At 67.8% G+C, this 18,779-nt stretch carries 18 protein-coding genes and 4 pseudogenes; 12 read left to right on the forward strand and 10 right to left on the reverse strand.

What is annotated here, in order from left to right:
- Nucleotides 1–279 (forward strand): transposase (locus J7E96_RS36510; protein ID WP_215138167.1); only part of this gene is annotated, 279 nt, incomplete at its 5' end.
- 54 nt (nt 280–333) lie between these two features.
- Here J7E96_RS36510 and J7E96_RS38645 read toward each other — a convergent pair.
- Nucleotides 334–607: pseudogene (locus J7E96_RS38645) on the reverse strand (repressor LexA); the annotation flags it as partial.
- Between J7E96_RS38645 and nrdR the strand changes: the two are divergent.
- From nrdR to J7E96_RS36530, 4 genes and pseudogenes are all read left to right on the forward strand, one after another.
- Nucleotides 602–1,054 (forward strand): transcriptional regulator NrdR, encoded by a 453-nt coding sequence (gene nrdR / locus J7E96_RS36515; protein ID WP_215138169.1) that lies wholly within the window; start codon nt 602–604, stop codon nt 1,052–1,054. The pseudogene J7E96_RS38645 and the gene nrdR sit on opposite strands and share 6 nt — an antisense overlap.
- 18 nt (nt 1,055–1,072) lie before the next feature.
- Nucleotides 1,073–1,435 (forward strand): annotated as a pseudogene (locus tag J7E96_RS36520) (vitamin B12-dependent ribonucleotide reductase); the annotation flags it as partial.
- 229 nt (nt 1,436–1,664) lie between these two features.
- On the forward strand, nt 1,665–1,871 hold the full coding sequence (locus J7E96_RS36525; protein ID WP_215138201.1) for a hypothetical protein: 207 nt from the start codon (nt 1,665–1,667) through the stop codon (nt 1,869–1,871).
- Nucleotides 1,872–2,411: 540 nt separating this feature from the next.
- Nucleotides 2,412–3,287 carry a glycosyltransferase family 2 protein gene (locus tag J7E96_RS36530; RefSeq protein ID WP_215138171.1) on the forward strand — a complete coding sequence of 292 codons (876 nt, stop codon included), beginning with the start codon at nt 2,412–2,414 and terminating at the stop codon, nt 3,285–3,287.
- A 120-nt stretch (nt 3,288–3,407) separates the two neighbouring features.
- On the opposite strand, the gene J7E96_RS36535 is transcribed toward J7E96_RS36530, so the two are convergent.
- Both J7E96_RS36535 and J7E96_RS36540 read right to left on the reverse strand, forming a co-directional pair.
- On the reverse strand, nt 3,408–3,887 hold the full coding sequence (locus tag J7E96_RS36535) for a hypothetical protein (RefSeq protein WP_215138174.1): 480 nt from the start codon (nt 3,885–3,887) through the stop codon (nt 3,408–3,410).
- A gap of 301 nt (nt 3,888–4,188) precedes the next feature.
- Entirely contained in the window at nt 4,189–4,599 is a 411-nt protein-coding gene (locus tag J7E96_RS36540; RefSeq protein ID WP_215138176.1) for a DUF3291 domain-containing protein, read from the reverse strand.
- Nucleotides 4,600–5,886: 1,287 nt separating this feature from the next.
- Between J7E96_RS36540 and J7E96_RS36545 the strand changes: the two genes are divergently transcribed.
- Nucleotides 5,887–7,086 (forward strand): PP2C family protein-serine/threonine phosphatase, encoded by a 1,200-nt coding sequence (locus J7E96_RS36545; protein ID WP_215138178.1) that lies wholly within the window; start codon nt 5,887–5,889, stop codon nt 7,084–7,086.
- A gap of 50 nt (nt 7,087–7,136) precedes the next feature.
- Here the strand turns inward: J7E96_RS36545 and J7E96_RS36550 are convergent, their stop codons facing one another.
- Together J7E96_RS36550 and J7E96_RS36555 are read right to left on the reverse strand one after the other, a co-directional pair.
- Nucleotides 7,137–7,631 carry a SpoIIE family protein phosphatase gene (locus tag J7E96_RS36550; protein ID WP_285439573.1) on the reverse strand — a complete coding sequence of 165 codons (495 nt, stop codon included), beginning with the start codon at nt 7,629–7,631 and terminating at the stop codon, nt 7,137–7,139.
- An 18-nt stretch (nt 7,632–7,649) separates the two neighbouring features.
- Nucleotides 7,650–8,393, reverse strand: coding sequence for a bifunctional 2-polyprenyl-6-hydroxyphenol methylase/3-demethylubiquinol 3-O-methyltransferase UbiG (locus tag J7E96_RS36555; protein ID WP_215138182.1), 744 nt, complete (start codon nt 8,391–8,393; stop codon nt 7,650–7,652).
- A gap of 840 nt (nt 8,394–9,233) precedes the next feature.
- Here J7E96_RS36555 and J7E96_RS36560 point away from each other — a divergent pair.
- Entirely contained in the window at nt 9,234–9,395 is a 162-nt protein-coding gene (locus J7E96_RS36560) for a hypothetical protein (RefSeq protein WP_215138184.1), read from the forward strand.
- A gap of 208 nt (nt 9,396–9,603) precedes the next feature.
- Here the strand turns inward: J7E96_RS36560 and J7E96_RS36565 are convergent, their stop codons facing one another.
- Entirely contained in the window at nt 9,604–10,206 is a 603-nt protein-coding gene (locus tag J7E96_RS36565; protein ID WP_215138186.1) for a helicase associated domain-containing protein, read from the reverse strand.
- Nucleotides 10,207–10,965: 759 nt separating this feature from the next.
- The gene (locus J7E96_RS36570; protein ID WP_215138189.1) at nt 10,966–11,316 is read right to left on the reverse strand and encodes a hypothetical protein; all 351 of its coding nucleotides are present in this window, start codon (nt 11,314–11,316) and stop codon (nt 10,966–10,968) included.
- A gap of 805 nt (nt 11,317–12,121) precedes the next feature.
- On the opposite strand from J7E96_RS36570, the pseudogene J7E96_RS36575 reads away from it, so the two are divergent.
- Nucleotides 12,122–12,773, forward strand: a pseudogene (locus tag J7E96_RS36575) (transposase family protein); the annotation flags it as partial.
- A gap of 298 nt (nt 12,774–13,071) precedes the next feature.
- Here J7E96_RS36575 and J7E96_RS38990 read toward each other — a convergent pair.
- Together J7E96_RS38990 and J7E96_RS36585 are read right to left on the reverse strand one after the other, a co-directional pair.
- Nucleotides 13,072–13,404, reverse strand: a pseudogene (locus J7E96_RS38990) (lytic polysaccharide monooxygenase auxiliary activity family 9 protein); the annotation flags it as partial.
- Nucleotides 13,405–13,628: 224 nt separating this feature from the next.
- Complete coding sequence (locus J7E96_RS36585) at nt 13,629–14,903, reverse strand: SpoIIE family protein phosphatase (RefSeq protein ID WP_308296308.1); 1,275 nt, start codon at nt 14,901–14,903, stop codon at nt 13,629–13,631.
- 173 nt (nt 14,904–15,076) lie between these two features.
- Between J7E96_RS36585 and J7E96_RS38050 the strand changes: the two genes are divergently transcribed.
- Complete coding sequence (locus J7E96_RS38050; protein WP_251070955.1) at nt 15,077–15,214, forward strand: hypothetical protein; 138 nt, start codon at nt 15,077–15,079, stop codon at nt 15,212–15,214.
- Nucleotides 15,215–15,580: 366 nt separating this feature from the next.
- Nucleotides 15,581–15,742, forward strand: coding sequence for a hypothetical protein (locus J7E96_RS36595; protein ID WP_215138191.1), 162 nt, complete (start codon nt 15,581–15,583; stop codon nt 15,740–15,742).
- An 834-nt stretch (nt 15,743–16,576) separates the two neighbouring features.
- Here the strand turns inward: J7E96_RS36595 and J7E96_RS36600 are convergent.
- Nucleotides 16,577–17,407, reverse strand: a complete 831-nt coding sequence (locus J7E96_RS36600; RefSeq protein WP_215138193.1) for a class I SAM-dependent methyltransferase — start codon at nt 17,405–17,407, stop codon at nt 16,577–16,579.
- 62 nt (nt 17,408–17,469) lie between these two features.
- Here J7E96_RS36600 and J7E96_RS36605 point away from each other — a divergent pair, with 62 nt between their 5' ends.
- Together J7E96_RS36605 and J7E96_RS36610 are read left to right on the forward strand one after the other, a co-directional pair.
- Nucleotides 17,470–18,069 carry a TetR/AcrR family transcriptional regulator gene (locus J7E96_RS36605; RefSeq protein ID WP_251070956.1) on the forward strand — a complete coding sequence of 200 codons (600 nt, stop codon included), beginning with the start codon at nt 17,470–17,472 and terminating at the stop codon, nt 18,067–18,069.
- A gap of 469 nt (nt 18,070–18,538) precedes the next feature.
- On the forward strand, nt 18,539–18,779 hold a 241-nt coding region (locus J7E96_RS36610; protein WP_215138194.1), incomplete at its 3' end, for a hypothetical protein.

An 18,779-nucleotide genomic window follows, 5' to 3' on the forward strand; every position in this document is an offset into this window, starting at 1 on the left:
GCGTTCACCGCGTTCCCGCGTGAGATCTGGCGGCAGATCTGGTCGAACAATCCGCAGGAGCGGCTGAACAAGGAAATCCGGCGCCGCACCGACGTGGTCGGCATTTTCCCCGACCGCACCGCCGTGATCCGCCTGGTCGGCGCGGTCCTGGCCGAGCAGAACGACGAATGGACCGAGGCCCGCCGCTACATGGGCCGCGAACTCCTCGCCAAAGCCCGCCACCACCCGATCGAGTCAGAAACCGACGAGACCGTCCTGCCCACCGAACTCACCGCGTAGCCTCAAATACGAGATCACCGAGTGGCCGTCAATACACCACTCCAGCGGACGTGACCCTTTGCGTTCCCGTGCAATCAGTCGGTGTGCGACCGAGGAGATGCCGAAAGGCCGACGCGCCTGGTCGATTTCCCGCATCGAACGGCGGACCGGAGATGCCCGTCGGTGAGTCCGGAGCTGTCCGCCCGAATGTCTGGAGGTCGGTCGCCAGGGAGCGCATGGGTCCCTCGGGATTGGTGGCTTCGTTCATCGCATTCAGCGGCTCGAGTCCGCCCTGGTCCTGGGCAGGGATGGTGGCCCTGTCTGCGGTGGGAGGTGGGGGTCTATGCACTGCCCCTTCTGCAGGCACCCCCGACAGCCGCGTCGTCGTCGCGCCACCGACGATGGAACGTCGATCCGCAGGCGCCGTCAGTGCCCCGACTGCTCCCGCCGTTTCACGACGGTGGAGACCGCCTCGCTGATGGTGATCAAGCGCAGTGGTGTCACCGAACCCTTCAGCCGTACCAAGGTCATCTCCGGCGTGCGCAAGGCGTGCCAGGGGCGGCCGGTCACCGAGGACGCCCTCGCCCAGCTCGGCCAGCGGGTCGAAGAGGCGGTGCGCGCCACCAGGAGCGCCGAGATGAGCACCCCCCACGTGGGGCTGGCCGTACTCGGCCCGTTGCGGGAACTCGATCTTGTCGCGTACCTGCGCTTCGCGTCCGTGTACCGGGCGTTCGTTTCACTCGAGGACTTCGAGGCCGCCATCGCGGAACTCAGGGGTAGGTGGACTGCCCCGTAACCGACAGTAAGGAAACCAATGATCACGGGAAATTGCCGGGCGCTCCGCTCCCAGTCGACTAAGGGGCTGCGTATCGAGCGGATGCACACCACACCAGGCGTGCATCTGTACGACGAGGTGGCCTGGGAGCGTCGTGACGTCATATGACCAACTGGCGCGACGGCTCGTTCAACTTCGAGCAGCGTGGCGTTGAGTTCCCCGACTTCTGGTCGGTGAACGCGGTCAACATCGTCACTAGCAAGGACTTCCGCGGTGCCGTCGGTACCCCGCTGCGTGAGATCAACCTCAAGCAGTTGACCGCAGCGTGAAGGAGGACGGGAAGTCCGGCAAGGACTACTTCTACTTCGCCTCTCCCGCTGACGCCGAATCTTCGAGCATGAGCGCTGTACGGGCTGGCCCTGGTGATGCCTCTGCCGAGGGCGTCGGAAGCGGGTTATGTCAACGTCAGCGGGGCGGCGGAGGTGAAACTGAACCGCACTGGCTGTCAGTTCGGCTCGGTACTCTGAGCGCACCCATTCCGGGGCTTGTGCAGCTTCTGGAGGGCCGGGTTTCGGCGGACCGTCGCCCCGGCCGTCCGGTTGATGTACGACGGTCCGGATGGGGGGCTCACATGCCCGGTGATAGCGACAAGCCGATGTCCGACGGTTCGGAGGACGGAGGCCCGCCGCGTGCCCGGGGTGAGAGCCGTAGCACCGCTTGCGATGTACTGCTCGCCGGCGTAGCCCAGGCCCTTTTGGCTGGTCTCGCCGAGGAGGCCGCGCACTGGTTCGTTCAGTTCGTGGTGTGGCTGTACGAGATGGTAGTCAGCCTCCTGTAAAACGCGACGCGCCCCCTGGTGTCCTACCACCAAGAGGCGCGAGGTGCGGGTATCGCCCGCGGCGGTCTCTGTCCCTGCTTCGCAGGCCGGGCAGAGGCCGCCGTTCTTATGACTCCAGTCTGCCGCCACCCACTGACAATGCCCCTGACTGAGGCCTGTCCAAAGTTGCGTCCTGTGAAGCCAGGCCCCCACTGTATCGATCGATCCGCCCGGGCGGCCGCCCGCCCGCCCGGGCAGTCGGCGTTCCGAAGCCCTGCGCCGAATAGTCCTCGACCGCAGCCGCCAGCCCTCTCCGCCGCCGCAGAAGGGACGGCAGGCGACGCCGCAGTCACCGGTGCAGCCGCAGCACCCGCTCCCTGGCCGTACCTGGGGCGGGCGAGCCGAGTGTGCGGGGCCCGCCCGTCGTCTTTACCGACCTCCGAGCGGACCGCATGGCACCTGACCAGGAGGAACGCGTCGCGGGTGCGCACTGATGCTGGAGTAGCGGCAGTGCGCGACTAGCATCAGTCAGCACCTCGCCGACTACTGGAGTTCGCCGCAATGTCGCTGCCACGCGTCGGAGTCGTCATCGTGACCATGGGCACTCGCCCGCACGAACTGGACGCTCTGCTCACCTCGGTGGAGAAACAGAACGTGCCGCCCGCGCGGGTTGTCCTGGTCGGCAACGCGACCCCGCTCACCGATATCGCAGCCGACGTCACCAAGATCCCGCTCGAAGAGAACCTGGGCTGTCCCGGCGGTCGCAATGTCGGTCTGCAGTTCCTGTGCGAGTCGGGAGAGGTCGACGTCATCGTCGAGCTGGACGATGACGGCCTGCTCATTGCCGACGATGTGTTCCACAAGGTGCAGCAGCTGTACGCGGCTGATCCAAGGCTCGGCGTCGTGTCGTTCCGCGTCGCCGACGAGCACGGTGAGACCCAGCGGCGCCACGTGCCCCGGCTGCGCGCCGGCGACCCGATGCGCCGCGGGCTGGTGACCGCTTTCCTCGGGGGCGGCCACTGCTTCTCCGTGGCGATGCTCGACGAGATCGGCCTGTGGCCGGGGCAGTTCTTCTTCGGGCACGAAGAGACGGATCTGGCCTGGCGAGCCATCGACGGGGGCTGGAAGATCCTCTACGAACCCGACCTTGTCCTCCAGCACCCCAAGACTTCCCCCGCCCGGCATGCGGTGTACTACCGCTTCACCGCCCGTAACCGCGTCTGGCTGGCACGACGCCGGCTACCCCTGGCCTTGATCCCGGTCTATCTGGGCGTGTGGACACTGCTCACGGTGGCCCGCACTCACTCCCTGACCGGGCTGAAGGCCTGGGGCGCCGGATTCCTCGAGGGCATCCGTACTTCCTGCGGATCGCGTCAGCCGATGAAATGGCGCACTGTGTGGCGGATGACCCGGTTGGGGCGGCCGCCGCTCATCTAGCGTGCGCGCCGTGCAGAGCGGCGCGCAGTCAGGTGGCTTGGCGGGGCTTCCGGCTGAGCCGGTGCAACGTACGGCACTGGAGTTCAGCCTCGACGCCGACGCCCAAGCACCCAAAGAGCGTCAGGTCTTGCTTCTGCAGCGCGCTTGCGGCCCGGTCGGCCACAAGCTACGGATGCTCACGAAGTACCGGGCGAGGATGGTGTCGGCGGCTTCCTGCTCGGACCAGAACGCCGGGGCGAGTTCGATAGCGCTCTGCCCCAGCCGGCCGCCGGCTGCGGCCATCTCGTCGACCAGGCGCCGTACCACCGTCGTGTCATCCGGGTGTCGCTCCGCGTCAGTGAGGGCCCGCTCCAGAGAGTCGTCGTCGGCAGCGGTGTCACCAGCCGCAGGCAGTGGATCGCGGCGGAGCTCGTCGACGGCCTGGCCCACCATGGCGCGGACCACTGATACGTCAACCGGCCCGGCCCGGGCCGCAGCGGCCAGGCGTTCGGTAACGACGATGGTGAGCTCGTCAAGCCGGCCGTGGACTTCGCGCAGCGCCCGCTGCGACAGCCCCAGGTCCACCAGCCCGGCCGCGTCCGTGTCTCCCGCGGGTGACACCTCGGCCAGGACACCGGCTGCGCCGATCGCCCGGTTCAGCGCGCCGGCCGACTCGGCGATGTCGATCAGCCGGTACGCCTGCGCTCTGCTGATCCCCAGCTCTTCCTGCGCGTACGCACCCCACCCGCAGGTGAACCAGGCGCTCGCGCTCTACCGTGCACAAGTCGGCCGGGTCGACGCCGACGGCCGCCGCCAGGCGCGGCAGCACCTCCGGGCGAGGAACGCGCTTCTCGGCCAGGTAGAGGCTCACCGCGCGCTCTCACTCAATCCCCATATCCAGGGCTTTCTGGGCAGTTCGGGATCAGCGGGGTGCGTGTCCGGCGATTCTGCTCACGGCATCGGACCAGTCGACCGGCAGAGTACTGCGGGACACAGTCCAGGTGACGAACACCGGATCGCGCAGTCGGAGGTGGAAGTCCCTCATGGTTCGCTCGTGCGGCTGGGCTTCCACGAACGAGTCCAGCGCCTCCTGGTCACGCCAGGCCGAGAGCGTCCAAAAGGTCTTGGCGAACGGCTCGGCCCGCAGGGACAGGCCCAGAGCCCCGTCGGCCGCCATGACCTGACGCCGAATGGCCTGGGCTGCGGCGATGAAACGTGGAATGTCCCGGGCGCGGCGCAGGAGCAGGCGCGAAGCCAGGACCAGCACCTCGTCCGGAAGTGACTCCGCTGTGCCGGCTGCGGCCGCGGTGGTGGTCCAGGGCGAGGTCGGCATCCTGGTTCCTCCTCATCAACGGTCGGCCTGGTCTGATCCCCGAGCCATCCCAGCGTGACCCGCTGCCGCTCTGGCCGCAACGTGAACGGGGCGTACCCGCTGACACGAGCCAAAGCGCCTGGACAACAGCTGCCGGGAGGAGAAGGCAGCGGTGGTCAACGAGGCGATGAACGAGCGGATGCGTGCCGCGCTGCGTACAGCCGACAAGCCAGGACACACCCTCGTACTCGACAAGCGGCTCGACACCGCTCAACCTGCATAGCCCGCATCCGTCCACGAGCTCCGCAAGCTGGCTAAAGGCCGTGGGTTCGAGTTTTCCGAAGGGGGTTCGTAGCCGAACTCGCGGGTGATGCGTCCAGAACGGTACCGGAGCGGGCTCGGGTTCGTCCGGGCCCGCCGAACCGAGGGCCAGGCCGAAACCCGAGACAAGTGACGGGCGGCGGCGCCGACGGTGGCACCGCAGACGTCCTTTTTCCTCCGGCGACCAGCGGGGAGAACCGGTGAACCGTTACTCGTCACAACGCTTGATAGGCGGCTCCTGGTTCCCTTTTGAAATGTGACATTTCGGCAGGCCAGCGCGTCTTTCGCGGCAGGTAAGACCCCGTGCATAGTCCCTGGGCGGCCAAGATGCTCACAGGAGGGGGATCCGGCACCTTGAGAACTGAGCGCCGATGGCATCCCCGCGATTGGTCACCGGGGTGCAGTTCACGGGTGCGGCGGCCCTGCGCCGCCCCGCCGCCCGGGAGGGCTGGGGAAGGGGCACCACCACGCCGGCCATGAGCCCCGCGGCGGGGGTCGCCGCCAGCCGGTCGCCCGGCCGCAGCCGCGTAACACCCCCACCGGCACCGCTGCAAAGCCGCTCTACCCCCGGATGCCAGCCGGGGTGGGGCGACTTTCGCATTGGCCTTACCCGGCAATACCCGGTCAACACTGTGTGGCCATCCATCAGCAGTCCGTACTCGTTGCGCGTGAGCGGGAGCTGCATGCATGCCTCGGCTGTTCGCCCAGCCCTATGCGCCGGGGGCTGGCGGGACAGCACTTGGACGAGCGCGCGACGGCCGCTCGTGGGCTACAAGGGTGCGGGCCTCAAGGTTGGGCAGGCGCCGTGGTGGAATACGAACGCTTTGAGGCCGGACCGGGTACCGGTCATTTCGGCCTCCGGAACGCAACCTGCAGGTCGAGTGGTCAGGAGACCCCGTGACGACAAGAGAGCCGGGCAGAACGGCGCAGTCGGCGTCTCGTGCCGCAGCCGACAGTAGCCGGGGTGGTGCTGCGACATTGGCGGGGATGTTGGAGGCTGCGGAGGCGGCTTCGCCGGTGGAGTCCCTGGATGTGGTCGCGCGCATCTTGAAGGAGCGTTTGGGTGCGGCGTCGGTATCCTTTCTGATCACGGACTTCACGGGTAGTTCGGTGGTGCGGTTGGGCGCGGCTGGGAGTGTGGAGACCGCGGAGCCGGCCCGGCGTATCGGGTTGCGGAATACCATGTACGACGACGTGATCCGCAGCCAGCAACCGAGCGTGCAAGACCTCGGCCCGGGGGAGTTGGTGCAGGTCATTGCGCCGGTGACCAATCGCGGGGATGCCATCGGGCTCCTCGAGCTGTTCCTGCCCGCGGTACCGGACGGGGAGGTGATGCGGGAGATCGGTGAGACGGCGCACGCCCTGGCCTACATCGTGATCGCGAACCGGTCCTTCACCGACGTCTACCAGTGGGGACGGCGCACCACCCCACTCAGCTTGGCCGCCGAGATCCAGCACCGGTTGCTGCCGGCGTCGTTGGCGTGCGAGGCGGCGCAGTTCGCGGTCGCCGGGGCGCTGGAGCCGGCCGATCACGTCGGCGGCGACACGTTCGACTACGTCATCGACCGGCACACCGTCCAGATGTCCGTCACCGACGCCATGGGCCACGACGTCGACGCCGCCTTGCTGGCCACCCTCGTGGTGGGCGCCTTGCGCCGGGCGCGGCGGGCGGGCGCGGACCTCCTGGAGCAGGCCCGCCAGGCGGACCTGGCGATGCGCGAGCACGGCCGCAGCGGTTATGTCACCGGTCAGCTGCTGCGGATCAGCCTGCTCGACGGCAGCAGCGAGTTCATCAACGCCGGACACCCCTGGCCGCTGCGGATCCGCGACGGGCAGGTGACACAGATCGCCCCGAAGGTCGACCTGCCGTTCGGTGTCCTGCCCGCACACACCTACCGGGTCCAATCGCTGGACCTGCGGCCGGGCGACCGGCTCGTGATGCTCACCGACGGCATGCTCGAGCGCAACGCCACCACCGCGGACCTGTCCGACCTGATCATCCGCACCCGTGAACTGCACCCCCGAGAGGCCGCCCGCACCCTCATCGGGGCGATCGTCGAGGCCGGCAACGGCCACCTGGAGGACGACGCGACGGTCATGTGCCTGGACTGGCACGGCCTGGCCCACTCCCAACGCGACGCCGCCACCGGCGCCGACCTCACCGACGCCTCACAACCGGAAACCTAGGGGAGGACCGGTCGGCGATGCCTTCCGGGCCCGGCGCGGGATCCCCCCGCTCAGCACAGCCCCGCGGCGGCGATGACGCAGGCGTCGTCGTGATACTTGCCGGCGGTACGCAGGAGGTGACCTGCGATCACGGTCGGGCAGTGCCGGCAGGTGTCGGGGAGATCGCCGTGGCCCCAACGCTCGGTCAGGCCGTCGGAGTGCAGGATCAGAGCGCTGCCGGGGGGTAGCGGGTGGGGGGTGGTGCGTAGGGTGCGGATCTGGTGTCCTGCGGTCCCGGGCAGTGACAGCAGGTTGCTCTTGGACGCGGAGGTCACGATCGCACCGGAGATGTTGCCGACCCCGCAAAATTGCACCTGCCCCCGCTCTGGGTCGATGCGTGCGACGGCTACCGCAGCGCCCCGGGTGCCGGCCAGAGCCCAGTGGATGTCGGCCATGACCTCTTCGGGCGCCCGGCCCGTGCTCTGACCGAAGCGACCGTGCCGCCGGGAATCCCGGCGGCCTTTGAGTGAACCGTCGAACTGCCAAGTACGAGAACGCCAGATCAAGCCGATGAGAGGAGACGGCTACTGCGTTGGCGGGATTCGGTAGACGGAGACGTGAGAACGCGACTCGGCGGTGAATGCGGCGCCGCCCCAGTCCGCATGCCTGGTCTCCAGTTCGAATCCGGCCAGCTGAGCCATAAGGTCGAGTTCGGCCGGCCAGATGTAGCGGTGAGGGCTGCGGAACAGCTGTGCCTGCCTGATCTCGTCGAAACGGAAGTGGTGCGACACGACGTGCTGGCGCAGGACGTCGTAGGTGTCCAAACCGATGTAGCCGGGGCCGGACTGCCAGACGGTGGCCGTTTGGCCTGGCGGGAGCTTGCGCAACTCGGGTACCCAGAGCTCGATCACGAACCGACCACCAGGCGTGAGGTGGCGGGCAGCGTTGCGGAAACACTCGACCTGCTCAGCCTGGGTGAGCAGGTTGGAGATCGTGTTGTAGACGAGATAGACCAGGCTGTACTTCCCGGGGGCGACCATAGTCGCCATGTCACCAATGATCACGGGGATCGTCGCTTCGTCCGCCTTGGTTCGCAGCTGCTCCACCATCGGCAGTGACAACTCGATGCCGGTGACAGGAACTCCCCGCTCGGCGAGCGGGACAGCTACCCGACCCGTCCCGATGGCGAACTCAACAGCTGCCCCTTCCCCTGCGAGATGTGTGAGGCGGTCCACGGTCGGCCCCAAAGTATCGGGCGAGAACATGCCGGTGCCGGGCGTGTCATAACCCTGGGCAGCATCAGCGTCCCAGATCCTCTCCTGGTGCATTCCGTCAACGCTCGCCGCTAGCCTATGCGTTGTCCAGCGAATTGTCCTTGTCATGGAGCCCTCAGGAACAGCTTCTGAATCGCTACGAGGACACCCACCCCGAAACCCACCTGCTGCGCGTCCAGGCGGCCTTCCTCCAGACCACGGACTGACCCGCGCCACGGGTCGCGCTGCGCTGCGAAGCCCCGGAGCCATGACAGTGGTCCGGGACTTCGCTCCCGCTTCCCTCAACAGCGGTTCAACGACCGGCTGCTGTCCCGTTACCGGCTGCTGATCCCCGGATGGGTGTACCCCAGGGAGGGTGACGGCGGGTGTGAGGTCGGCCCGCTCTGGGCTCTTGGTGCCCGTTGGGCGCAACGCAGGTGTGTCGTGCTCGGGCGGGGCGGCTGGGGGTGGGTCATGCTGGTGGGCAGATGCCTGCGGGTCTCTCCATATGGACCAGTGTGCCGCGGTGGCCCTCCGTCCCCGTGGTGCGCTGTACCGGCCGGCAGTTGCGGAGCCTGCTCGGCGATCGGAGCTGCCGGACCGGTCAGGGCTCGATCCGGTCCGGCAGCGCCGCTACGAGCCGCGCCCTGCCACTGGTGCATCAGGGCTTCAGCCCCGCCGGATCGGAAGAGCTCCGCAAAACCCCCGAACCCACACCGCACCGGACCGGACCCGTTGGGGATACTCCTCGAAACCGCAGGAGTGCGTGTGCTTCTCATGCCCTCTGTCCGGTCACTCTCGCCGGGCGCACCATGCAGAGGTTGCTTCCTGGAGTGAACAGTGTCCGACGAGCGTGCTACTCCATTCGGCCTCACACTGGGGAGTGCTCCACCAGCACTCCCGTGGGGAGGCTCCGTGGTCTTTATAGCCCTGTGTGTGCCCGTGTTCATGATGCTGTTGATGCTCGGGATGGACGTGTTCGAGAACTTCATGTCTCAACCGCCTGCGGAGGACACCGACCAGCGGCAACCACTGGCTGCGGGGGAGCCGGAACGTCAGGTGGGAGAAGAGCTGTAGGCGGGCAAGATCGCCCTGGTGCTCGAAGAGCATCCCGACGGCCTCAGGACCTGACGCCGTCGGGGCTTCAGGGCTGCCGCTCCGGCGCGGGTGGCAGCTGGACACTATGCGTTCCGCCACCGAGTCGGCCTGACGCCTTCTGGCAGGCGGCGGCGGCCCATGAACCTGTGGGTGGAGCCGCACGGCTGCACGCGCGCAGGTTCCTCCGCTATGCCCAGTCGAGTCCGAGTTCGGCGAGCGCCGCGAGTTGCTGCTCGCTCAGCCGGTCACGCCGATTCCTCTGATTCGACAGCCACACCCCAAGCCGAACAGGCGTTCCGCACCCCTCCAGGACCTCGGTGTGCCCCCTGGGTACGACGGTCCGGGCTTCCCGCGCGATGTACTGCTGGAGGGCCGCCACGCCCCGCGTGAACGCCTCGGAGCCTCTCGCTGCCCCAGCCTTCGCGCTGGTTCGCGCCGAAGCTTTGTGGGGCCGCTCAGCCGGTTTCACGCCCAGCACACCCAGCCGCCTTTGCTGCTCCTCGTTCAGCCGCGCCCAGTCCCGGACCTGCCGGGCGAGCCAGCGTCCGATGTCGTCGCCCCGGTAGGTGACGCCGGGCACGATCTCCTCCAGTGTTCCGCCGGCCTTCAGGAGCGCACCCAGGCCGGTGTGGTGGCGTTGCCAGTCGACGGTCCACCCCAGGGCACCGGGGTTCCAGTCCGGATCGATCGCCACCAGATGCTCGGCCCGCCGCGCCGCGCGCTCGGGATCCTTCCCCAGCCCTCCCGGGCGGCGGAGGTTGGTCAGCCACTGGCCCACGGGCTTGTCCATCGCGGTGGCGTGGCGGGGGGCGGCCAGGGTGCCGGCCTCCGCGTAGTACTGTCCAGGGGCGGTTTTTCTGATCAGTAGGTCGTGGTTTGGCCTGGGCTGATCAGTTTGGTGTCTGGTGGTGGTAGCGCTTCAAGCCCCGGTCGCAACGGCTCGGTGACGGAGGAGATGAGGGCATGCGCTGCGTGCTGAGCTGGCACTTGGTCAGGTGGAGTGAGCGTTGGTCAGCTGTGATCAGTTTCCCCGAGTGGTGATCAGGTTCGTTGAGTGTTCCTATGCGCTGGTTGTGGTGTTGGTGGGGTGGTTGATCCAGTACAGGGCGGTGTCCATGCCTCGTGGAGTCCAGTTGCGGAGCGGGGCTGGGGCTGCGGTCACCGCCGTGATGTACCTCGAGGCCGCTGGAATCACCGTCAAACCCGCGCTGACGGTGGAGGAACGTCAGCATCTGGCAATCGGGAGTTCGGCGTCCTTCTTTTCCCGTGACTGAAGTGCGTGTAATGCGTTGTTCTTGGCGGTGCTCGCATGTCCATCCCTCAGGGTGCGGCCCCTCGGGGCCCTGACCAACGCCCGGTCCAGGGCCCCGGGTCTTCGTTCCCGAGCGCTTGGACGCCGGCGCGGCTGAACCCAACATCTGTTCACGCAAAACGCCCGGCTGGGAATTCCCAACCGGGCGTCTCACGTGAACGGCTCGCAGCCCATCAGCTCAACGGGCCCCACCCGTTACCGGCTCGCCGGCAAGCGCTGGTAGGCGTCTTGCCGTTGTTAGAGAAGGTCGAGGTCGATGTCGACTCCCGGTCCGGTCTCAGCGTCGGCGTCGTTCCTCGCCAGGGTGTCCTCGCCACTGCAGATCTGCTGGACCGCGACCGCGGTCGCCGGGCCGCTGCCGAGGACCGTGACGGGCCCCGTCGCGACGTTGATCAGGCCGAGCTGGAACGTGTCCTGGCTGACGTTGGACCGCTGCTCGCACACGACCACGTTGCCGTCCTTGCCGTGGTGCCGGCCGTCCGGGTGGCCGTAGCCGTCACCGTCGCCGGCCGCGGCAACACCGGCCCCGAGCATGCTGAAACTCCCGAGCATGGCAGCTACCAGGGCAGCATTGCGAAGCTTGCGCACAACATCTCCACTTCCGTCATATTCGACATCATTGGGTGGTATCGGACAAACCAGCACGCTAGGTGATGTTTGCGCTGTTTTGGGTGCAACGCGCCGTGGTGTCACCTCATTGCGGAGGGGCCGGGCGGCCGTAGCTGTGACGGGATGCGGCCGACGTCGGCCGTCTGGCCTTGCGAAGCCGCCGAGCGAGCCAAGGGGATCTCCCTTCGGGTTGTTGCAGGGGCGTGGGGTGTGGGCGCACCCTTGTGGTGAGTGGACAAGGAAGGTCCTCCCGGGGGCTGGCCGTAGGCGGCGGCCGGCCCCCGGTTGTGCTGCCCGCCGGACTGGTGAGGATCGCCAACTGCTGATTGAGTAACCGGCCACGTTTCTTCTGCCAATCCGCGCTGGACCGGGCGGCGCTGCCGTCCTGTGTCCGCATTTGGTGGATATGGGGGCCCGGGTGTCGTGGCGTCTTGGCTAGGCGGTCATGGGGGCGTACGAAGGGCCGGTGAGCCGGCCCGGGTAGGCGAAGCGCCTGGGTCGGCCACGTTGAGCAAGCAGACCGCTGATGTGGACGTGTACGCGGCTTGCTAACGGCTGCATGCGGGGCTGCCGCCCCGTGAAGAGGGCCCGGCTGGGACCGGGGCCATTCCCGGACCCTCGGTGACCCGAGACCGCGGCCACGAACCGTCGTGAACATGCCTAACGTGCCTGCACGCGCTGAAAGCCGCCTGACCTGCGTCTGCCGAATCCGCCCGGGCGACCGAGATATGTCCCGCCAGACACTGGCGGCCCTGCAGCATGATCAAGATGAGACGATCTCGCCGTGGCTGGTGTGATCACGGCGTCGGAGCCGTCCTGGATAGCCCGTTCACCGGGCTGAGCCCGAGGCAGTTCGGGAAACTGGTGGCCTTTCTGCGGCGCCAGGGTGCGGATGCCGTTCGCAAGGGCCGGCCGTGGAGCCTTCCGCTGGAGGACCGGGCACTGCTGGTCGCGGCTTACTGGCGCACGAACCTGACCATGCGGCAGCTCGCCCCGCTGTTCGGGGTCTCGAAGTCCGCGGCGGACCGGATCATCGACCACCTGGGGCCGATGCTCGCTTTCCAGCCCAGCAAGCGGTTCGCCAAGGACACCGTCCTCATCGTGGACCACCCTGGTCCCTACCCGCGACCACACCACCGCTGAGCTATTAGAACTACCGGTACTCCACCAACCACCAGGTCGTCATCGACGCCGACACCCGCCTGGTCGTCGTGGTCGGCCGGCCGCTCGCCGGGAACCGCAACGACTGCAAGGCATGGGAGGAGTCCGGCGCCAAGACCGCCGTCGGCAAGACCCTCACGATCGCCGACGGCGGCTACCCGGGCACCGGACTGGTCATCCCACACCGCCGCGAGCGCGGCCAGGCCGGACTCCCGGACTGGAAAGAGGAACACAACAAGTCCCACAAGAAGGTCCGCGCCCGCGTCGAGCACGTCTCGCGCTTAGTCGTCGGGTGCGCTGCCGATCCAGGTGAGGGGGCCGGCCCCGAGCCATGCAACTCGCCGGCTGCCACCCGCTGAACCCTTTGATGGCCCTTCGCGGCGTTCATGCTGAGGCGGTCTTCGGCCACCAGAGCCGAGTCGAGCGGGCCTGACGTTGTCCTTCACGACCTTGGTGTGCGGCTCGGGCATGGGCGGGTCCCCGGAGCTTCCCGGGCGATGTACGTCCCGGGAAGCTGCTCCGCCCTTGGTGAGCGGGGCGGAGCCCTCATCCGCCCTAGCGGACTCGCGGGGGCTAGGTGATGTTGAGGTCGATGACCTGGTAGAAGGCGTAGCCGGTGTCGGCGACTTCCCATACCGACAACAGCACGTGGTAGCCCTTGCGGTCGCTGGGCAGCGTGATGCTGTGGGCGGTCGGGTTCTCGGGGAACAGGTCGTGTTCCCAGTGCGGCTGGCCGTCGTTTTGGTATGTGGCGATCGGCTGAGGGTCGAACTGCGCCCGGATCAGGCGCTCGGAGGGGTCCCAGCCGTTCTTGGTGAGGAAGTAGTTCCAGCGGCGGGTCTTGTGCGGGGCGTGGTAGCCCCAGGTGATGTCGAGCGCCTTGCCGGCGGCCGCTGGATGCTTCTGCCAGTTCTGCTTGAGCGTGTGCCATGGAAGTTTGGAGGCCGCTGGTTCATCAAGGCGGGTCTGTCAAACGAGCGGGCATGGCCGCCACCGACTGCTGATCGTTCGGCACGCACGTGTCGTTCTATGCCTGAGCAGGGATGACTTGCTCTGCTGTACTTCCACCCGTGTCTGTCCGGCAGGGGCTGAGTGAACTGGAGGCATCCACTGTGTTGGAGGCGGGCGGGTTATAGGCGGACGACGAGCAGGGCGATGTCGTCACGGGCGCCGTGGCTGACTGTGAGGTGGTCGAGCAGGGCGTCGGCGAGGTTCGCGGGGTTGAGCTTGGCATGGACGGCGAGGGCATCGGTGAGGCGGGTCAGGCTGATGTCGATGTCTTCGTCGCGGCGTTCGATGAGGCCGTCGGTGTAGAGGACGAGGCTGTCGCCGGGCCGGTAGGCGGTGCTGGCTTGCGGGCGGGGCACGTGTTCGGGCCGGGCGCCCAGGGGTGGGTCGGTGGCCTGGTCGAGAAGCTCGTGGCTGCCGTCCGCGTGGAGGAGCACCGGCGGAAGGTGGCCGGCGCTGCTGTAGACGATGAGGCGGGAGCGGGTGTCGATCAGTGCCGTGACGGCCGTGGCGGCCAGAGCCCCTTCGACGGCGCGGGCATACATGCCCAGAACCTCGAGGGCGTGGGCCGGCGAGGCCACGGTGCGGCTCGCGGCGGACAGGGCGCTGCGAAGCATGCCCATGACGGTGGCGGCGTCCAGGCCGTGTCCGACGACGTCGCCGACGGCGACGGTGAAGCGGTCGTTGGACAGGTCGACGGTGTCGTACCAGTCACCGCACACGTTCAGCGAACCGACGGCGGGCAGGTAGCGCACGGTCACATTCTCGTGCCGGGCCAGGTCCGGGGAGTGCAGCATGGCCTCTTGGAGGGTGAGAGCGACTTTGCGTTCCTTGGCGTGGGCTATGCGCAGTTCATCGTTCAGGCGCTGGAGTTCTCTGGCGCGAAGGTAGAGTTCCGCCTCCATCTCCTGTTCCAGCGGGCTCATGGATACGCCGGGCCGATGGATGCCCTGGCGGGCGCGCACGAACTGGGTGACGTCTTCCACGCGGGTGAGGATCCATGCCACCTCTCCGTCCGGTCGCGGGACCGGAGTGTGGATGGGGGACCACCAGCGTTCTTCGAATTGTCCCGGCCGGTCAGGGATGGGAATGTCGTAGCGCAGCACGCCCATGGCCTGCCGGTTGCCGGTCTCCAAAACGCGCTTCAGCGCGACGGATACGCTCTGCGGCCCGTCGTCCTCCCGATCGGCGGGGTTGTCGGGAAAGGCTTCGAAAAAGGATCTTCCCACCAGGGCGTCGGCGCCGTAGCCGGTGGCGAGGCGAAACGACTCATTGACATCCACGATCACGAAATCACGGTTCAGCACCAGGCACGGGCTGGGAGTGGCGGCGAACAGCGCACGGTAGTCGATCTCTCCCGAGTCCGACTGGATAGCGCCCGCCGTCCCGACGTCCACCCTTCAAGTCTATGAAGAGGCCCATCCGGGGGCGACCCCGCAGGCCCGTACGACGTGGTGACCGCGCAGGCTAAGGAACGCGTCGCCGACTCCGGCACCACCCACTGGCGGATCTTCGCCCGCACCTCGTCCCCTGCCGACCAGAAAGTCCGCATCGGCGACGTGGTCCACCTGTGGAACGTCTACATGGGCACCGGCGGCTTCTTGGAAACCAACAGCACGGCCCGGTTGCCGGCAAGTACAACGTGTGCACCAACGCCTACTACAACCGCACCGGTGACGTCACCGACTGGAAGATCCACCGCGCCTGATCGCACGGCAGTCCACCACCGCCGACCACTCGAACCGCCGTGGTCGGCGGTGGCTCTTCAGGGCACGGTGTGCGAGACATCGGCTCGTGCTCTTGAGAATGAGCAGGTCACTGGAGTGTGAGTCAGCACTTGGCAAGCCGAGCATGGGCGGTCTCAGGCCTGTGGTACGTCCAGGCAGCCATCCGCTGCGTGAATCCCGAGGGGTGCCAGCGCTCGCGGCCCGTGACGGCTCGTGACAGGCCCATTCGACCCTGAAGCCCTGGTGCACGGTGTCCGACGAGCGGACTACTCCATCCGGCCTCACACTTTAGGAGTGCTCCATCAGGGGCCCCAGGCGGAAAGTCGGCACTCCCGTGGGGAGGCTCCGTGATTTTGATAGCCCTGTGTGTGCCCCCGTTCATGATGCTGTTGATGATCGGGATGGACGTTTTCGAGAACTTCATGTCGCAACCACCTGCGGAGGACCCCGACCAGCAGCAACCATTCGCCGCGGGGGAGTCAGAACGCCAGGTGGTGGAAGAACCGTAAGTGCCACTGTTCGCCGGCGGCCCGGTACGAGCAGGTCCAGACAGCCGACATCACCGCAACCGACCACCACCCCTTCCGGACCGAAAGCCCCGGCGGCTGGACCGACGCCACCGATCTCGAACGCGGCATGTGGCTGCGCACCAGTACCAGCGGACTCGTCCAGGTCGGTGTTCCCCGCGAGCACGTAGTACGTGTGCAGTTTGGCAACGGTGAGGTTTTTGACCTCCTGCTGAGCGGTCCATGTCTCGATGGCGGGACCGCCCGCTCGGTGCCGGCGGCGCGCACCGAGCTGCGACAGCTGGCCCGCACCCGGGGAGCAGCGGTGGCGGCGTGAAGGCCCGCCCGCGCCGCCCGGAGCCGGGTTGCGACAAGGGTCGCGCCTGTCCTGTCCCAGATAACTGTGGGCAGGGCGAGGTTCTGACCTGCGGTGCCTACAGTTGAGTGGGACAGGTCGGCGGTCGATGTCCCGCTCAACCGTAGGCAGCCGCCTCTAGGCCCGGACTTCGCGGGTCGCTGAAAAGGTTCGCCGCAGCGGCTCTTCGGCGTCCGAACCCGACCGGATCGGACCGGCATTGCGATCGCCGTTGCGGACCGGACTGAGCGGCGATCGGTCGTGACCAGTTGATCTTCACGATCGGGTGACCTGCGAAGTACGGGTCTAGGATGCTTATCGCGGAAGTCCACTGGTCGGCGCGGAGGTGCCGGGCCCGCCGAGGCCCGGCGCAAGAAGCCGGGGAACCTTCCCCGCTTGCAAGTCCTCTTCCCCGCCTCCCCGGGGACGTCGCCGAGCTCACCAGCCTGCTCGCGCCCGGCGACGCCCGAAGTTTGCGGCGGTCAGGCCGTATTGGAGCGTGTCGAGGTGATCACGACGGAGGTGTAGGGCATGGTGGCGTGGCCGCCGAGCAAGTCGATCGCAGTCCCGGCGCTGTCTAGGACCTCCGCCATCTTGTCTGCGGGGAGTTGGGTGAGGCCGCCGAAGGTGGGGAGCTGGTCGAGCCACTCTTCTCGGGAGTAGGTGCGCTCGCAGGCGAAGCGCCACTGTTCCGGCTCGCTGAACCTGCCCGTCTGCCGGATCCCGTCGGCGATTCTCGCGAACAGTGGCTGGTACGCGTCCACGGCCGATCCTCTCAGCAGGCCGGGGTTGAACGGGGAATCGGGGGCGACCCGTTGGAGTGCTTCAGCGAGGGCGTCGATCACCTCGGCCGGGAGCTGGGGGACGTGGTGGAAGGGGGCGAGTCGGCCGCCGGGCCGAAGCACCTGGGCCGCCTTGGCCGCGCCGGCGACGGGGTCCACCCAGTGCCAGGCGGTGCCGGCGATGACCGCGTCGAACAGCCGCCCGGCCGGCTGCCAGTCCTCGAACCTGGCGACCTCGACCTCGACACGGCTGCGTCGCGCAAAAGCGGCCATCCGTTCGTCGGGCTCGACACCGAACACCGTGCAGCCGGCCGCCTGGAACTGCCGGGCCTCGATGCCGGCCCCGGCTCCGACGTCGAGGACGTGCCGACCGGGGCTTGCCGCGACGATCCTGTCCACCAGGGCCGCGGGATACGGCGGTCGGGCGCGGTCGTAGCGTTCGGCATCCACACCGAACGACTCGGCCATCTGCCGGTGGTGGTGGGGCTCGGGTCCGGACTTGTCCGGCTGTCCCTGCGATAAAGTGGGCATGCGCCCACCCTAATGGGCGGTTGCCCACTTATTAAGGCGGGGTCGGCGCGGAAAGGGAGACAATGCCGTCAGGGGTGCACATCCACAACGTGCGCGGCCAGTTGTTCGAAGCCGCCGAGCGCGTCTTGCTTCGGGACGGCCCCGACGCGTTGACCAGCCGGGCGGTCACGGAGGAGGCGAACTGTGCCAAGGGCGTGCTGCACCGGCACTTCACCGACTTCGACGCTTTCCTGGCGGAACTGGTCCTCGACCGCATCCGCGGCATCGAGGACCGAACCACGACTCTGCGCGCGGCCGCCGGCACCGGGAGCGTAGTGGACAACCTCGCCGACGCACTGCAGGACCTGTTCGGGCCGGTCACGGTGGCAATCGTCGCGCTCATTACCTTCCGCGACGGCCTCCGCGCCCGGCTGCGCGAGGCCGGTCTGACCGGCATCCCACTGGCCGTGCAAGGCACCGCCATGATCGCCGCCTACCTCACCGCCGAGCGGGAGTTGGGGCGCCTGGCCAGCGACGCCGACATCGACACGCTCGCCCCCACCCTCGTCGGAGCCGCGCACCTGCTGTTCGCCGACCGGGCAAGCGCCCCACCGCAGACCGCCGCCATCCGCAAGATGGTGACCACCGTCATCGCCTGCGCCTTGCGACCACCCCAGTCGTGACCTAAGCGCCCAGGTCGCATGTCGCCCCGCCCGCCCTTGGACCTCCCGACGAGCAGCCCGAGACGAGCAGCCCGGCGGTCACGAGCAGTGTGCCGCGTACGGAAGGAGAGGCGGCGGTGGCGACGGCTGTGCCACAGGTGTCCCAAGGCTCCCCGCTCACGGATGCCGGCCGCGCTGACGTACTCCAACTCGACGCCCTCCGCCGACACCTCGCGCACAACCATCCGGGCCTCCGGTACGACGCCGACCAGTCACTTTGACCGTAGAAGCACCGCGACCGCCGGACCTACACAAGACCGGAACTCTCCGGAAGCTGCCTACACATGAACGGGACCCGTCCGCACATGCCTACAGAAGAACGGGACTGCCTACACATCGCAGAGACAGGACAGCGCCTACTGTTGCGCCATCTGTTGCGGCTATGGGTTGCGCCTGCTGTTGCGCGACGCGGCGGACCGTTCTGGTAACCGTGCAGGTCACCACGCGGTTTTGGCGTGGTCGGCTCGCTGACATCCCCGTTGCGCCGCTTTCGCCCATGTCCCTTGGCTGGAGTGAGAGAAAGGGACCGCTCAAGCTCGCGCATCTTCATGCCCGCACGGTGATCACGCCGGATCGCCGCGTACAACTCGACCTTGGACACCTGCGGCATGACCAGGACCTTCACCAGGAGCACCCCGATGGTGCCCTGGCTAAGGGTTGTCCCGCAAGTG

This window comes from Streptomyces sp. ISL-96 (assembly GCF_018614035.1).
GTDB lineage: Bacteria > Actinomycetota > Actinomycetes > Streptomycetales > Streptomycetaceae > Streptomyces.

What these genes read in the sequence shown, in the direction of transcription:
- nrdR (WP_215138169.1), top strand. Translation starts at nt 602, where the DNA reads ATGCACTGCCCCTTCTGCAGGCACCCCCGACAGCCGCGTCGTCGTCGC.
- J7E96_RS36525 (WP_215138201.1), top strand. Translation starts at nt 1,665, where the DNA reads ATGCCCGGTGATAGCGACAAGCCGATGTCCGACGGTTCGGAGGACGGA.
- J7E96_RS36530 (WP_215138171.1), top strand. Translation starts at nt 2,412, where the DNA reads ATGTCGCTGCCACGCGTCGGAGTCGTCATCGTGACCATGGGCACTCGC.
- J7E96_RS36540 (WP_215138176.1), bottom strand. Translation starts at nt 4,599, where the DNA reads ATGCCGACCTCGCCCTGGACCACCACCGCGGCCGCAGCCGGCACAGCG.
- J7E96_RS36545 (WP_215138178.1), top strand. Translation starts at nt 5,887, where the DNA reads ATGTTGGAGGCTGCGGAGGCGGCTTCGCCGGTGGAGTCCCTGGATGTG.
- J7E96_RS36555 (WP_215138182.1), bottom strand. Translation starts at nt 8,393, where the DNA reads ATGCACCAGGAGAGGATCTGGGACGCTGATGCTGCCCAGGGTTATGAC.
- J7E96_RS36565 (WP_215138186.1), bottom strand. Translation starts at nt 10,206, where the DNA reads ATGGACAAGCCCGTGGGCCAGTGGCTGACCAACCTCCGCCGCCCGGGA.
- J7E96_RS36600 (WP_215138193.1), bottom strand. Translation starts at nt 17,407, where the DNA reads ATGCCCACTTTATCGCAGGGACAGCCGGACAAGTCCGGACCCGAGCCC.
- J7E96_RS36605 (WP_251070956.1), top strand. Translation starts at nt 17,470, where the DNA reads ATGCCGTCAGGGGTGCACATCCACAACGTGCGCGGCCAGTTGTTCGAA.